Source organism: Nocardia sp. NPDC003183, from assembly GCF_053590715.1.
In genome coordinates this window covers 1-15,367 of sequence record NZ_JBSFTG010000002.1, presented here as the reverse complement: position 1 = coordinate 15,367, position 15,367 = coordinate 1, and the positions used below count along the sequence as shown (strand labels likewise).

The window sequence follows — 15,367 nt, the reverse complement described above, 5'->3', positions numbered from 1 at the left end:
AAGAAGGAGAAATACCGTGCCGACACCGCAAGACGCTCCAGGCGTGGGCCGATCGCCCGGCCGAGGGAGCGGGTTGTTCCGCACCAAATCCGTCGAGCAGTCGATTCTCGACACCGACGATCCCGATTCCAAACTCCGCAAAGATCTGACGGCCTGGGATCTCACGGTCTTCGGTGTCGCCGTCGTCGTCGGCGCGGGCATCTTCACACTGACCGCACGCACCGCGGGCAATGTGGCCGGGCCGTCGGTGTCACTGGCATTCGTTTTCGCGGCGATCGCGTGTGGGCTCACCGCGGTTTGTTATGCGGAATTCGCGTCGACCGTGCCGGTGGCCGGTAGCGCCTACACCTATTCCTATGCCACTTTCGGTGAATTGGTGGCGTGGATCATCGGCTGGGACCTGATCTTGGAATTCGCGCTCGCCGCGTCGGTGGTCGCGAAAGGCTGGTCGCAATATCTCGGCACGGTATTCGGATTCGATTCCGCCACTGCGCAACTGGGGTCGATCACCTTCGACTGGGGCGCGGTGTTACTGCTCGCCGTACTCGGCGTGCTGCTCGCCGTCGGCACCAAGGTGTCCTCACGGGTGTCGGCCGTCGCGGTGGCGATCAAGCTCGCCGTCATCGCGCTGGTGCTCGTGCTCGGTATCACCTATTTCAAGGCGTCCAACCTGAGCCCGTACATCCCGCCGTCGCAGCCCGCCGAGGAAAGCGCCAGCGGACTGCACCAGACGCTGTTCCAGTTCATCACCGGCGCGGGTGACACCAACTTCGGCTGGTACGGCCTGCTCGCCGCGGCCAGCATCGTGTTCTTCGCGTTCATCGGCTTCGACGTGGTGGCGACCGCCGCCGAGGAGACCAAGAACCCGCAGAAGGCGGTGCCGCGCGGCATTCTCGGTTCGCTGCTGATCGTCACCGTGCTCTACGTGGCGGTAACGCTGGTGCTCACCGGCATGGTGCCCTACACCGAGCTGTCCGGTGAGAACGCCACGCTGGCAACGGCATTCCAGATCCACGGCGTGGACTGGGCCAAGAACGTCATCTCGATCGGCGCCCTGGCCGGCCTCACCACCGTGGTGATGGTGCTGTTCCTCGGACAGACCCGCGTGCTGTTCGCGATGTCGCGCGACGGTCTGCTGCCCCGCGGGCTGGCCCACACCGGCAAGCGCGGCACGCCGGTGCGGCTCACCGCCATCGTCGGTGTGATCTGCTGCGTGCTGGCCGGTTTCGTCGACTTCGGCACGCTGGAGGAAATGGTGAACATCGGCACGCTGTTCGCCTTCGTCCTGGTCTCGGTAGGCGTCGTCATCCTGCGCCGCACCCGCCCCGACCTGCCCCGCGGCTTCCGGGTCCCCCTGGTCCCCCTCATCCCCATCCTGGCGGTCGCGGCCTGCCTGTGGCTGATGGTGAACCTCTCGGTGGAAACCTGGCTGCGCTTCGTGATCTGGATGGCCATCGGCTTCGCCGTCTACTTCGCCTACGGCCGCCGCCACTCGGTCCTCGGCAAAAAGGCCGCGAGTGACGACTGACCAGCCCCTTCGATGACATGATCGGTCCCGGCGTGGTCTGTTCCGACACGCCGGGCCGACCTTGTCGACCAACAGGATTCCGGTACACCCGTACGATTCGCTACGCTATCCGGGACGCCCCTATAGCCCAATTGGCAGAGGCAGCGGACTTAAAATCCGCACAGTCAGGGTTCGAGTCCCTGTGGGGGCACTGAAACACCAGGTCAGACCCGATTGCTGGGTCTGAGAACTTGCAAAATGCGGACGATTCCCAAAAAAACACCAAGAATTCGCGCCGAACTTCCTGTCGCCCGCGAACCCCAGCCATCGTCAGCCGGGACCGCTGCAGTGAGGTAGACCCTCCAGTTTCGGGACTGACAGACGTCCACGCAATTGCCTCAGACGCTACACCTGCTGCCACCAACGCCCGGCCGACAAAGGGATGCCGCACCGCAATGAATACGGGCGATGTGGCCAACGTGGGCCCCATGCGACGGTCCAGGCTGACGGTCTATACCGCCCTGCACGTCTTGCGCGCCACCGACGCCGACACGGGCGGAGAAGTCTGGTTCAGCACCGAGGAATTCCCCAGGCGCTACAACGTCTCCCACAAGACCCGCGCCGCAGGCACGAAGGAACTGATCGAGAAGGGCATGCTCACCGTCGAATCCCGAAGCTTGGCCGCCTGGTCCGGAGCGAGCGTCTTCGACACGCAGCGCTATCGCAAGGTCTACCGGCTGACCCGCTCGCGCAAGCCACACCCGCAGCACCTCTTCCGAGCCCTACGAGGCCTCCGCGACCTCCGGTTACAGACCCCGACCGCTGACGCACCCGAAGGACGAACCTGGTCAGCGCTCGTCACCTCGTCCGACCGGGGCGATGGCATGCGGACGAGCCGTGTCGTGTGCTGGACCAGCTTCGGTGAAGAGCCTGCTTATGCGCAAGTACAGCGATGTGGACGTCACGACGCTGGAGCGCAAGCCGGACTCCGAACCAAAGAAGGACTCGCTGGCCGAGGACCTCGACGACGCCGGCGCCGCCGGTGATCCCGAGCTCGGTACCGGCGGCCGTCGCGGTGCTGGAAGCGATCCAGCAGCATGCCCCGCATGCGGTCAACCAGGTCAACCACTGGAGCGACCAGTGGATGGACGTGGTCGTACTTGTTCGGCATGCCGGAGGGCGGAGCAGGTTCCGGTTCCACAATCATCGGCGCGGCGGTCACGTCGGCGCTGGGATCAACGGGCGCGTGGGCGATCTCGATTGCCGGATTTGGCGCGGCGAACGCCAGCTCCGCGACCAAGCTCGGGTCGAAGCGGATAGTGATCTCGACCCTGGGCCGGTGCACACTCGAAGAGTCCATGGCTACGCCCTGCGAGCGCCAATCCAGACGTAGGACAACCCATCTCGATCAACCGATTGCAACGAACCATTCCACGTGATGACCGACAACGGCCAGGGCGTGTCGCTCGAGGCATACGCGCCGAGCAAGAAGGATCAACGTCGTCAGAACGACGCCGAGAGGACGAGCCGGTGGGTACGTGAGCAGCTCGCCAAGCTCGACGAACAACTCGACACGGATCCGGTGTTCAGGGAGGCCCATTACGCGAACGTACGAAAGGCGCTGGATATCCTCAGGATCCCGACTCCGCCAGTGCCCGACCATGAGATCAGGCGTTGGCGCGTCAAGCTCTTCTGCGGCGACATCATCGAGATCACTACCGCCTACACCGATGAGGACCCCGTGGCGAGCCGCGCTACGGTGAGCAGCTGCCCGATTTGTCATCAGGATCCGATTGTCATCGTGGCGTGCGAAGCTCTCGGGCGGAAAGCTGATCCGCCTGAGCCGCAATCGATTTCTTCGCTTCGCGTCCCCCGGCCGACTCGTGCTCAACTGGAGGCCCAGGTCGCCGCGCTCCGAGCCGAGGTAGCTGCCCTGAAATCGATCCGGTCGGGTGAAGACATCGAAGGCGAGCCGACCTGATCCGGCACCCCAACTGCCCCGCGCGGTGCAGATCTAAACAAGGCCAATCGCATGGCGCCCGAAAGGACATGAGTTGCCTGACAACGAATTTGATGCGAACGAGCCAACGAAGTGCGACCATCCCCCGTTGGCGACTACCCACCCGATATCCGTTGGTGCTGAACGCCTAGGGACCTCCGTCGACTGGTACTCGAGGCAACTCAACAAGCGTAGGTTCCCCGGACGCAAGGTCGGACGGTCTTGGCGCCTCACCGAAGACGATATCCGCGAGGCGATCGAGATAGTGGCTAAGCCAGCACTCTCACCGCCGGTGGTCGACGACATCCCTGCCGAGGTCGTCACCCCTCCCGGAGTAGTCGGCAGCATGGCCGCAGGACTTACCCCAAGAGGCCGCAGGGCCCTTGCTAAGCGGTTCCGCTAGGAAACGCCCTGCGGTCTCTCTGAGGGGGTTCGAGCTATTTGTCATTCCATATTCAGTTGTGAACGTACGGTCCGCAGCCGACGCTACGTGCTCGGCACAGTCCTTCCAAATACCGGGTTGTGTGGGCGATTTCACGCCCAGACCGGACCTCGCGCTGGCTATCCAGGTCGCTGTGCGGACCTCATCACAGAGCTCTACGCGGCCAACGCCTCCGGGTCGTCCCCGGCGGGCAGTGCCAACGGCTCCATCGCTGCGACCTCGCCACGCAACGGCTCAGACAGTTTTGCGCCAGCAGATTCGATGTGTCCGGCGATGGTGTAAACCGCGTCGATGATGTCGCGGGTCGTATCTTCGGCGTTGGCGTACAGGCGGTTAACCTGGCTACGGAACGCGGCGAGGTCGCCGCTGAACTTGTTTGCCCGCTTCATGATTAACACAAGGCAGCTCATGAACTCTTCGCTGGTGACATAGCTGTACATCCTTGCCTCGGACCGGCCGCTGCGCGCGGCGTTGGCCAGCTCGAATCGGCGAGCGGCAATGACGATCATCCGGAACGATCCGGCCAGGTGCGGGGCGAAATCGAAATCGCAGACGGGTGTGCCATCGATGCAGCCCGATCCCTCGACCCCTGGTGGCATCGCCTCAGTCACAAGGATGGCGAACTTCGCGCGCGCGGACTGTCTGTCATCGGCCAGTTTCTTCAGCCAAGACTTGTTGAAGGTCTTGGTCCACTTGCATTCCCACGCGATAACCCCCCAGTCGCGGCCGTGCTCGCGCACGGTTTGGATGACGTCTGCGCCACGCTGGCCGCGAGGCACGACCCTGATGTCGTCCTCGGGGTAGCGCCGCTTCAGTTCGTCGGCGAACAGCTCCTGGCGGATGATGCCCTCGGACTGAGGTCGCGACCCGAATGCCGCTACGGTCTGATGGGCCTTATCCAGCTCTTTCTTCGTTGCGGCAACCTGGTCCTCCAAGTCCGCGATCTTGGCCTTGTGCTTCTGCTCCTCACGCGCCGCTACCTTCTGGACCGTAGTGTTTGCCATTTTCTCGGCCCGTTCACGGATCTCGTCATCGATCTCGGCGCGCGCGGCGGCTTGCTCCACCCGCATCGCTGCGTTGGAATCCTTTAGTTGTGCCACCTCCTGGCGCGCGAGGAGGTGCTGCGCAGCTTGATCGGCTAGCTTGTCGTGCAGCGCCTGGATCTGATCGGCGCCCTTGGCCGCCACCTGGGCGGCGGTGGCACGCTCGAACTCAGCACGCTCACGAACCGTCGCGGCTACTGCGTTCTCCAGACGCTGACGCTCGCCCGTCAATGCCTCGATGATCGCGGCGCTGGCCTGCATCTGCGTGTCATGTTGCAATCGCAGCTCTGACTCCGCTTGCGCGCGGGCGTGCTCGACCGCCTGGACAATCTGCTGCTGCGTCTGCTTCTCCAGCTTGCGCTGGGCTTCAGCCGCGCCCTGGATTCGTGCCTCCGACAGCCGAACCGCGAAACCTGCGTTCTCGACGGACAACTGCCCGAGGCTCTTCTCCACCTTCTGCATCGACGCCTGGGCCTGCTTGATCGTCTTGTCGCGCTGCGTGATCTCAGCGTCTTTGGCCGCGAGCAGGGCCTGACTCTCCGTCGTGGCCTGATCGCGCTCGCTTTGGCGGATTTGGGCAATCTGCGGTGCCATCACTTGCTCAATCAACGCAGACCCAAGGTCGCAACCGCACTTCGGGCACGCCACCGCGCCATCAACAAACTCAGGACTACTTCGCCGGGCCATTGTTTCTCTCTCGTCAAGTCATTGGAACGGCGGCAGTCTGCACCACCGCACCGACACACCCAACCAACAGACCTCACTATGGCGACCTCACAGCTACTGATGCGCTCGACTGCAGACGGCAGCGAATGACGAACGCCACGCGCACTACACGACGGAATATCAAGCGCTCTCACACGAATTCCATTGCGAGAAAACCTCGTTAGCGCGCCGGGCGTGTACGCAGCGCACAGTCAAAGTCGGAAATTCAGCAACCATTGAGTCACTCATCACGACGGCTGTCACGCCGCCCACAGAACCGCCATGACCTTTCACCAGCCCGACATCGCTCGGCGGACCAATGTGGGCGCATGGACGCCGTCGACCGCTGGGGCTATCCGCTGTCGAAGGTTCTGTCCGACACGGCGATCTAGTCCGGTACCGCGTCGGAGGTCTATGCCGTCTCCCGACCACTGACAGGTGCACGACTGGGCCGCACCTCGGAGCCTGGACGGGCAGAATCGCTGCGACGCGCGCAATGACGCCGCCCTACCTGCGACGCCGACCGCTCCGTGGACAACCGACACTGCGGTCTCGGAGATCCACGGCAGCCTGCTTGCTGACTCGCGCTCCGCGGCGAGATCGCGAGCGAGCAACCATCGAGCTCGTCCAACTCGTCGACTATTTCGGTACGCCGCAGGTCAGTGTGGTTTCATGCTCTCATGTCGATCGCCTATCAAACGAAGCAAATGAGTGCTGCGCAGGCGTTTCTCAAGAGGACCGCCGGAGATCATGGGCCGTACATCCAGATGAGACCGGACGGCAGTCTGTACATCGAGTACGAAGGGGCGACCCTTGAAACGACGATAGTCACCGAGGGTAAAGCCACTACGGTGTACTGCGCTGGCCCGTCCGGGTGCCGCCTCTACTTTCACAGCATCACGGACGACCCGGACGCGGCCCTCGTCCAGAAGAAGCCGGCCGGAGAGTGCGCGTGGACCTATTCGCGCTGGCGCCAGGGCACTCAGGAACTCGAGTGCACCGACCACCATCGGGCGGTGTACGGGCCGGGGCTCAACGACGAGAAGCTCGACGAGAAACTGCTGCGCCGATTGTGGTACACGCCAGCCGTTGCCGACGACGAGCTCGCAAGGCGCCTCGGCTGCGAACTGCGCTCGGCTATCCGCTGGGCCTACCATCTCGACCTTCCGCAACCACGATACAAAGCACAACAGATGCGATGCAATCCAGCCCTTGTCCAGGAGCTTTGGAACGACGCGAGTCTGACGAAAAAGTCTATTGCCAAACGCTTGGAGATCTCCGAAGCCGACCTCAGCAAGGTAGCCAAGAGCCTGGACCTCCCAGCCCGAAAGCCGATACGCAAGGACGTGATCGGGGGTTTTACCGGGTCGCCGCCCGAAAGGGGCGACAACGATGCCCTCCAGTCCAGCACGATTGACCTGCTCGGCCGAACCTACGCCGCCCTTCAACTTCCGAAAGACGCCGTACCGTCCAGCCTGCGCACTGCTGGTGATCTGCGCCTGCGCCATCCGCATGCATCGCTGTCAGAACTTGCCGAGGTAGCGGGATGCACCAAAGACACTATGGCAGGGCGGCTTCGACGACTCTGTGCTCTGGTCGCATAGGCCCATCTGCCCTGGGCGTATCGCGCCTGTTGCACGGCCCGAGGCGGCCCGCGACCGACGGGCCGCGCTCGACTAGCCCGGGTAGCATGAACGAGCTCGGCTCCGCGTTGGGCTGGCGCCGACCTCACGCATCTCGACGCCGCGGACTTCGCGAGCGCGGTACCACGTTACGAACGCTCTGACAGATCCCACAGGACTCCCACTACGGCAAATTCACTCGGGGAGACGCGTCCCGCCAATCGCTTGCCGCGCACAACATCCAGAGCGAGGCGGCACAAGGGTCTCATCTCGAAGACCGTCGTCTTTTGATCCGATCGACCGGTGTCCAACGCCAACGGATAGCTCCGACCGAAGCCATCCGATACGCAGCCTGGGTTGATCACCATCTAGGACGCGGTTCTCGTGCAGTCTGGCAATACGTTCGACCACCGACCCGACAGCGGCGCCGTCGTGGTACGCCACAGCAGACCTGAGCGAACAACAGTCAGCAGTTGTCGGTGGGCGGCTATAGCGTGTGCGGTGCCACTGATCGCCAGCTCCAACGTGCCTTCGGCGGTCACCGATTAGCCGGAAAATGCGACGAAAGTGAACCACGATGGCGCAGCAAGGCAGTGACACCAAGGACCTTTGTCTGGGTACTGGCGAGCGCGGAGTACTCGATTTTCAGGCGGTCGGCGACGACTGGTACGTCAAGTGCGCGGTATGCGGGATGACGTGGTGCGGCGGGAGCGCTGACAGCATATTGCCACATCGCGATTGGCGAAACCGCTGATTCAACTGTCGCGGCCCCCCGGCGTGAACTGACGCTGATCGGTGCGGCGGAGGGGTGGGAACGACAGGCGACCAGCGAGGCATTGCGATGCCACACTGATTCCTCCGACATTGACTTGCTGCTGGGCACGCCGGTGGCGAGGCGCAGGACGTCGCCACGCTGCAGAGGCTCGACTACCTCGGGTTCTGCCCCTATCGGCCGGGCCGCGCCTGGATTGCGCCCCTCAACGCATTTCGCGCCTTCGCTCGCAGCCGGATGAACTCCCTCGACACTGCAGCGTGTACGTGATTTCCGCTCAAGTCCCAGCAAGACCTTCGGTGCCGCAGGTAGGCGGTGCGGCGGATTCACTGCCGGAATCGGGCGTCGCTCCCTGACTGGCGGAGCACGGCGGGCTTGTCAGCCGCGCGGTCGGTATCCTGACCTGGGTTCACCGAGCCGTGAGCCTTCGAAGTTAGCCGGTAGAGGATTTAGTTGAAGTACATAGTCACCGCGCACGAGGCAGAAGAGAACGCTGCGGTCCAAATGTGTTCGCTAGGTTTCAGCGACGCTCGGGTTACGGCGTCGGGCGCGGACGGCGGCATTGACGTTCGCGCCAGTGGCGCGATAGCACAGGTCAAATGGCGGGCAGGACAGGTCGGTCGACCTGAGCTTCAACGTCTCTTTGGTGCCCGAGGGAAGAGATTTGAACTTCAGCTGTTCTTCTTCGCTGCGTCGCCTTACAGCGCCCACGCCGTGAGCTATGCAAATGAAGTCGACATGGCCTTGTATATGTACGACCCCACCGGTCGAATCACCGCAGTCAATCCTGTGGCCAGACGAATCGCAGCCAGGGCCAGCGCTCCAGCTGTGGACGCGCCGAGCCGTCCTGCGTCCGAAAAACGACTCCAGGCCAGCGCTGCTGCCTCCCGGCAACGCGAGCAAGCTGCGCAGAGGAAGGCGGATCTCGCGAAGGCCCGTGAACAGTCGAAGGGCGCCCGAAGCACCGAAATACGCCCTAAAGCAAGCGCTGCTGCCTCCCGGCAACGCGAGCAGGCCGCGCAGAAGAAGGCAGATCTCGCGAAGGCCCGTGAACGTTGGACAGGCGCCCGCAGCACCAACCTCGCTGCACATCTCACCGGCAACTCAGAAATTGATAGTTCGAACCGACTACTGCCCGCGAAGCCCTACGTGGTGCAAGTCAGGCGGAGTCGCGAACAGCAGCAAGCGCAAGCCGTTCAAAAAATGCTGGCGCTCGCCGACACCCGCCGTCGGATGCAGGCCGCAGTTGCTGCGAACCGCAGCAGTATGACCGCAACCAACAACACCGACAAAGGGCCTAGTCAACCTGCTCGTCGATACGCGCACCACCTTGTGCTGTCGATCGTGTTTGCTGGCGTCGCTTCGGTTTTCGGCACAGCAGTATTCGCCGAGCAGGTGCGTGCCGATAGCTCCGCGCGCGCGACATTCGTTGTTCTTGCAGTCATGTTCACCGTGATCGCATGGCGGCACTTCTCCAAGTATCGGAGTGCTAACCAACGCGGGAGGGAGTGGTCACTGGACCGCTCCGGGCTCTGCTGAGGATCGTGCGGGGACGAGGTTGACTGCCCAGCTGCAGCTTTACGAGCATCTTCGCGGTCGTCCAGGTTGCTTCACGAAGAAGCACGAGGTCCGAGAGCAGGTCTCCATCGTCGTATTCCTCTGCACCGAGGAGGCTGATCACAACCTCCATCGGGGCATTCGGCCCCAATCGTGAATATCCCATCCGGATCATCTCGTGCGCAACAGCATTACGTTTATCGACGGCAGATCTGAGTAGGTCAAGATCATCGTCGAACTCTTGAATGCCGGACTGTAGCATCACTTTTCGCACCCTGCTCAGGAGTCCACCCGCCGTTGCTTTCGAAAGATCGGCTTCAGGCTCGAAGAACCTGAGAACCTGTGCCAACCCGAGTTCCATTTCTGTGGACTGCGTCATGATTACCCCTCGAAGGCGAATCATCCTCGAGTCTAGAGATTCGTAGTATTGGTCCGGTTCGTCGTCGTCCGGCAAGGACTCGTCAGGGTTGCGGGCCTTGACTTCCTCTCGGTAGACGATGTCCCACGAGAGCACGTCAGGCTCGGCGCCCCAGTCATATCCACGTTCGTAGTCGTCCACGTCAGAAAACCTACCGAGGGCGCGGCGGAACCGCTACCGAGTTTGCGCTCGACATTCGTTGCGGGCGTATGTTTCTGCGGGCAACTGTGCGTTGGTTGCTCGCCCCTTCGACAACTCAAAGGGAGCGCCCTGGCAGCGCCTGGCGCTTTCAATGACGGAGGTGTGGTCGATGGCATACTGGCCCAAGACCGTCGGCTCGCCGACGTCAAAATGCCGCAGCGCGGTGCTGGCGGTCAACACGATCAGCTGGCCCTGCCCAGCCCCTTTTGCAGTACAGCCGAGGAGTCAGGTGCCAGTTCTGCCGACGCGATGTAGTGCCGCTCTGTGATCGCTTCCCGGGACTGCCCCAGTTGCTTGGCCGCAGTTTTCGAATCGGTCCCCTCGGCGATCAGGGTGGCGACCGTCCTGCGGAACGTGTACTGAGTGACATCCTTGTACGCGGCGCCACGCGCGTCGCGCCAGGTGCGGTTGAAGTTGTGTGGATCGCGTAGTACGCCACCTCGTCCCGGGAACACGAGGGGTGTCTTGTCCTCCACCTCCACTACTTTGCCGTTCACCTCACGCAGTGCCTTCACCGCGCACATCCGCCCGTGCGCCGGGTCTTCTCGGAGCCGCTTCAGCATGTCGAGGGCAAATGCGGGCAAAGCGACAATTCGACGCCCCGCAGCAGTTTTCGTCCATTCTTGTCGGAATAGCCCCTTACCTTTCAACCTCACGACGGTGGCGGTGACAGTGAACGTCGCTGGTTCCGCCTCGAGGTCGAACTGATCCCAGGACGCCGCCAGGGCTTCGCCGGGACGCACTCCCGAGCCGAGGATCAGATCGGCGATGTCCACGATGAGTGGATCACGTTTCGGGCCGTGCGTGTATGCGGGCGTGCCAGGAATTTCGTTGCCTTCCAGCCATTCTCGAAGTTGTTCGCGCAGGCCGTCTAGGCGTTCCCGTTCGATGATCTGAGGGTTGATTTTGCGTTTGCGCAACCGGGAGGTGTCGCGCACGGGGTTCTCGGTCAGCGCGCCGTATCGAACTGCCAGGCCCATGATCCCGGTGAGGATTGTCTTGTGGCGGCGGGCTTTCGGTATCAGTCCAGCCGCCGCGACGGCTTGGATATGTTCGTCGAGTCTGCCTGCGTCCGCCTCCCACACACGGAGGTTGCCGAGGGAAGGCCGAAGCTTGATCGTGTCCGGCTTCGCGCGCTTGTCCGTGCTGGCTTCTATCTCGACCTGATACCGGTCGTAGGATTGCTGATCCACACCCTCGTCTTGTTGCACCTCTGCGAGCCACATGTCCATCAGGATCGAGAGGCGAGTGTCGCGGGTGATCTTGCCGCGTGCGCGGCCCTTGTACTGCTTCTGGCAAGCCGTCAGCTTGTTCCGTAGCGTCGTCTTGGCTTTGCTCTCCGTCGGCCCGAGGGCGTCCAAAAGGCGCCCCTTGCCGTCGTATCCACGGAACGTGGCCCATGCTCGCCACGTGCCGTCTGGCTTCTGCTTGGTACCGATGTCTCCGTAACTACCGAGCTCGGTGACTGGCCGTGGCATAGATCTTCTCCATTTATGCGTGCAGCTACTCAGGCAGCTTCGGGCTGATCATCGGTGTGCACCATGTGCGCCTGGAGGTATGCGTCCAGGTCGTCGAGTCTGTACATGCACGATTTGCCGGACGGCTTCGAATAGCGCGGGCCGTGCCCTGTCGCGGCCCAATTCGCCAGCGTTCGCGCGTGAATGCCCATGTAATCGGCAGCGTCTTTACGGGTAAGCCAGCGCCGGTAGCCGGTCACCATCGGCACCGGCTCGCCGTCGCCTGTCACCGATTGGCGCGAACCATCGGGTTGGCGCAACGGTGTGACTACTGCTCTGGCCGAGAATGCGTCGTCCATGAAATCGCTTTCCCTTTCTCTTCAACACTCCCCGCAACTGAGTTGAGCTGCGGGAATAGCGGGTATTGCTGGCATCTACAGTCCGGCAGCGTTGGGTCCCGGCGGTCGGATTGCGGTGCGACGGGTCTATGAACGCTCCATAGCTACCGAGTCGTCAACTAACCTCTCCTGCAACGTTTCTGACGCAGCGTCGGCCGATTCTGGTTCCGCAGGCCGGGACCGTGTAGTTATCGCGCCCTGCGCCGTTGTAGGGGCGAAATCCGTCCGGCGTGCGGTCGGCGGGGTGGGCCGCACGCGATGATCGGCGCTGCCGGTCCTGTGACGCTGGGGCCGATTGGCGAAGAGTCGAATCTGTCTCAGTCCGCGTAGCGATGGAGAATCAACTCTTCCTGCTCGTCGGCATCGTCACCTCCCTCGCCTCGGTGGGTCCGAGCAGTGGGCGACTCGTCGGGCTCGGTGAGCGTGGGCAGCGTTGTCGCTGTGCTGATTTCGATGTCGGTGTCACCGTCGTCGGCGGTGGCGGCGAGCTCGCTGGGGTCGGTGGTGATGGCGGTGTTCTCCGATATTGAGGCCAGCGATCCGAAGACTGCCCGAGCGCCGCCTACTGCGAGGAGACCGGAGCCGCGTGCTGCGGCGAGTAAGAACTGTTGCTCTCCGTCGGAGAGGTGGAACGCGGCGGCGACTTCGTCGATGGCTTGCGGTGCCTGGCGGAGGAGGATCTGGGTCGCGGCGTTGGACACGATCGCTTTGCCGAGTTCGGTGGAGCACACGTCGGCGCAGTCCTGGGTGGCGACAGTGAGTCCGGCCCAATGTTTGCGGAAGCTCTTCGCGGCCCGGAACAGGAATTGCGCGCCAGCGGGCTGGCGCATGAGCAGCCATGCCTCGTCGACGGTGATCATGCGGGGCCGCCGGTTGCCCGGGTGTGAGACCCGTCGCCAGGTCGCGTCCAGCACGAGCAGGGTGCCGATCGTTTTCAGTTCCTCGGGTAGGTCCCTGAGCGAGAACACGATCAGGCCGCCGTCGGGGTAGGTGGTGGTCGGCCCATCGAGCAGGCCGGCGTAGGCTCCGCCGTCGACGAACGGATGTAGCCCAGCGGCCAGCTCGGCGGCGGCGGGCGCGCTGACGCGGTTCAGTCGTTCGCGTAATCCGCTCAGGGTGGGTGCGGGGCGAGTCCAGGTGGCCGGGTCTTCTGTGATCCCGGCAGCGGCGTAGGTGGCCGTCAGCGCGGTATCCAATGCTGTTCTCAGCGCGGCGGTTTGGTCGCCGAGCAGAACCTGGATCAGGGTGTGGAGAAAGAGTTTGCGGCGGGTGAGGGCATCAGGTGGGGCACTGTGGCGGCCGTCGCCTCTGGTATGGATTTCCAGGTCGAAAGGGTTGAGCCGCACGCCGCGAGCACCGAGGCGGATGGTGGTTCCACCGACAGTTTCGGCGAGGCGACGGTATTCGTCTTCGGGATCGATCACGATCTGTTCGATCCCGCGATATAGCGAGCGCAGAATCTCGGTCTTGACCAGGTAGGACTTACCCGCACCACTGCGCCCGAGGATGACCAAGTTGTGGTTGTGAGCCTCGGGAGCGAACCGATCCATGAACAACAACCCCGACGCGGCGTCACGGCCGTAGAGCACCCCGTGCGGGCGCGCGGCCTGCGCCGGATCAGCGGCAGGCAGTTGTGGGGAGTCGAACGGGAACGCCGCGGCGAGGGCGGTGGTGTCGAAGGTCCGCTGCACTCGGATCAGGTCCAAGCCCAAGGGCAGCGTGGTAGCCCAGGCTTGAGCGGCGCGGTAGGACAGGGTGCAGGTGTCCACGAGCAGACTCGCCGCCAGCGCCCGCACGGCGGCGACCTCATCGGCCAGCTCGGTTTCGGATTCGGCGTGCACGCTCAGATATACCGCGACCCGGAACAGTCGCGCCTCCGCGCGCGCGACCCGGGCGGAGAGGTCGGCGGCGTCTTCGACCGCGACATCGATCTGCGGGTCGGACACCCGGCCTCGGCCGACGTCGTGCATTCGGGAGGACTCGAGCCGGGCTTGTTGGCGGCGTAGGCGGGTGGCGGCGGTGACCGGGTCGACGGGGTCGATGTGGATGGCGACCTCGACTCTGCCCGGATGGGAGAGCAGTGGTGCGAGCCAGCCGGCCGTGACTTCCCTCGGGTATCCGGTGACCGCGAGGGTCTGTGTCCAATCCGAGCCGATCTCGAGATGGCGGGTGCCGATGGTCAGCGATTCCGGCGCGAACCCGGCCTCGCCGGTGAACGGGTCCGGTACTGCGGAGTCCGGGTCGGTGGTGATGATCGCCGAGGGTGCGGCGATGTTCGCGGCGGCCGAGACGAGACCCTCGGGGTTGGTGCAACTGGTCAACACCGCCATGGCTTGCGTGTCGTCGAGGGCGGTGACCGACACACCCAACGGACCCAGAACATCGGCGGCCTCGTTCATCCGGCGCAACAGCCGCGACTCGGCACCCCGGCGCGCGGCGGCCGACAACGCGGCCCGCGCCTGGCCACGACCGGGCAGCCGGGCCCGAGTCCTGGTGGCGGACAGGCCCTCGGCCGGTTCTCGCCAGACCAACAGGACTTGGCGGTGGGTCGGGTTTTCGGCTGTGGCCAGGTCGGTGAGGTGGTCGGCGTGATCGAGCGCGGCGGCGGCCAGCTCCGGCGACATTTGTTGGGCAGCGTTGTGCAGGCCGGTGATGTGTTCGGTCAGGTCCAGTCGGGCTGAGCGGACGAGGATCTGGACGGGTTGGCGCAGGGTGTGGAGCCATCCGGCGAGTTGGCCGACGAGGCTGTCTTGTTCGGCGGGTGTGCGCAGGGACAGGTTGAGGGTTCCCGCGACCGCGACGACCGCGAGTCCGTCGGTACCGAGGTCGATCACCCCGACACCGCCACTTCCGCTGCCGGACACCGATTCCGGTAACCGCACCGACTGCGCGGTCAACGCCGCCGGAGCTGGCTGTCGTGGCCGGGATCGGGTGGCGCGCTCTGTGATCCACCTCGGGGCTTCGCGCCCGGCAGCGGCGTGCCCGCGTGACGACACGAGATGGCGGGGTCGGAGGCGGTGGCCGATCGCGGCCATGAGCAGCAGGTCGGCTGAGAGACCGTCGCGGCGCGTCAGGACCGTGATAGTGACCACGACCGCGATCGGGGTCGCGGCGGCGACGAAGATAAGCGGCGCGATCACCGTCTTGCTCACGATCCATGCCGAGTAGAGCAGCACAGCGGTGGTGGCGAGGATGGCGACTTGGCGGATGGTGAAGGGGCCGATGATGCGGTCGCTGCGTTCGACG

9 protein-coding genes and 1 tRNA gene are annotated in these 15,367 nt (G+C 63.9%); 5 read left to right on the top strand and 5 right to left on the bottom strand.

Going from position 1 to position 15,367, the window contains the following annotated elements; genetic code table 11:
- The first annotated feature begins 16 nt into the window (after positions 1–16).
- From ACWDXS_RS07850 to ACWDXS_RS07840, 3 genes are all read left to right on the top strand, one after another.
- Entirely contained in the window at positions 17–1,528 is a 1,512-nt protein-coding gene (locus ACWDXS_RS07850; protein WP_449963508.1) for an APC family permease, read from the top strand.
- A gap of 116 nt (positions 1,529–1,644) precedes the next feature.
- Positions 1,645–1,718, top strand: a tRNA-Leu gene (locus tag ACWDXS_RS07845).
- A gap of 1,227 nt (positions 1,719–2,945) precedes the next feature.
- Positions 2,946–3,488 carry a hypothetical protein gene (locus tag ACWDXS_RS07840; protein WP_449963505.1) on the top strand — a complete coding sequence of 181 codons (543 nt, stop codon included), beginning with the start codon at positions 2,946–2,948 and terminating at the stop codon, positions 3,486–3,488.
- A gap of 615 nt (positions 3,489–4,103) precedes the next feature.
- Here the strand turns inward: ACWDXS_RS07840 and ACWDXS_RS07835 are convergent.
- Positions 4,104–5,585: a DUF2130 domain-containing protein gene (locus tag ACWDXS_RS07835; RefSeq protein WP_449963502.1), complete on the bottom strand. Its 1,482-nt coding sequence runs from the start codon at positions 5,583–5,585 to the stop codon at positions 4,104–4,106.
- A gap of 791 nt (positions 5,586–6,376) precedes the next feature.
- On the opposite strand from ACWDXS_RS07835, the gene ACWDXS_RS07830 reads away from it, so the two are divergent.
- Both ACWDXS_RS07830 and ACWDXS_RS07825 read left to right on the top strand, forming a co-directional pair.
- Entirely contained in the window at positions 6,377–7,300 is a 924-nt protein-coding gene (locus tag ACWDXS_RS07830; RefSeq protein WP_449963499.1) for a helix-turn-helix domain-containing protein, read from the top strand.
- 1,243 nt (positions 7,301–8,543) lie between these two features.
- Positions 8,544–9,629 (top strand): restriction endonuclease, encoded by a 1,086-nt coding sequence (locus ACWDXS_RS07825; protein WP_449963497.1) that lies wholly within the window; start codon positions 8,544–8,546, stop codon positions 9,627–9,629.
- On the opposite strand, the gene ACWDXS_RS07820 is transcribed toward ACWDXS_RS07825, so the two are convergent.
- From ACWDXS_RS07820 to ACWDXS_RS07805, 4 genes are all read right to left on the bottom strand, one after another.
- Entirely contained in the window at positions 9,580–10,206 is a 627-nt protein-coding gene (locus ACWDXS_RS07820; RefSeq protein ID WP_449963494.1) for a hypothetical protein, read from the bottom strand. The two genes, ACWDXS_RS07825 and ACWDXS_RS07820, sit on opposite strands and share 50 nt — an antisense overlap.
- 242 nt (positions 10,207–10,448) lie before the next feature.
- The gene (locus ACWDXS_RS07815) at positions 10,449–11,627 is read right to left on the bottom strand and encodes a tyrosine-type recombinase/integrase (RefSeq protein ID WP_449963491.1); all 1,179 of its coding nucleotides are present in this window, start codon (positions 11,625–11,627) and stop codon (positions 10,449–10,451) included.
- A 146-nt stretch (positions 11,628–11,773) separates the two neighbouring features.
- Positions 11,774–12,082: a helix-turn-helix transcriptional regulator gene (locus tag ACWDXS_RS07810; RefSeq protein ID WP_449963488.1), complete on the bottom strand. Its 309-nt coding sequence runs from the start codon at positions 12,080–12,082 to the stop codon at positions 11,774–11,776.
- Positions 12,083–12,438: 356 nt separating this feature from the next.
- A partial coding sequence (locus ACWDXS_RS07805) for a TraG/VirB4 family ATPase (protein ID WP_449963485.1) occupies positions 12,439–15,367 on the bottom strand: 2,929 nt, incomplete at its 5' end.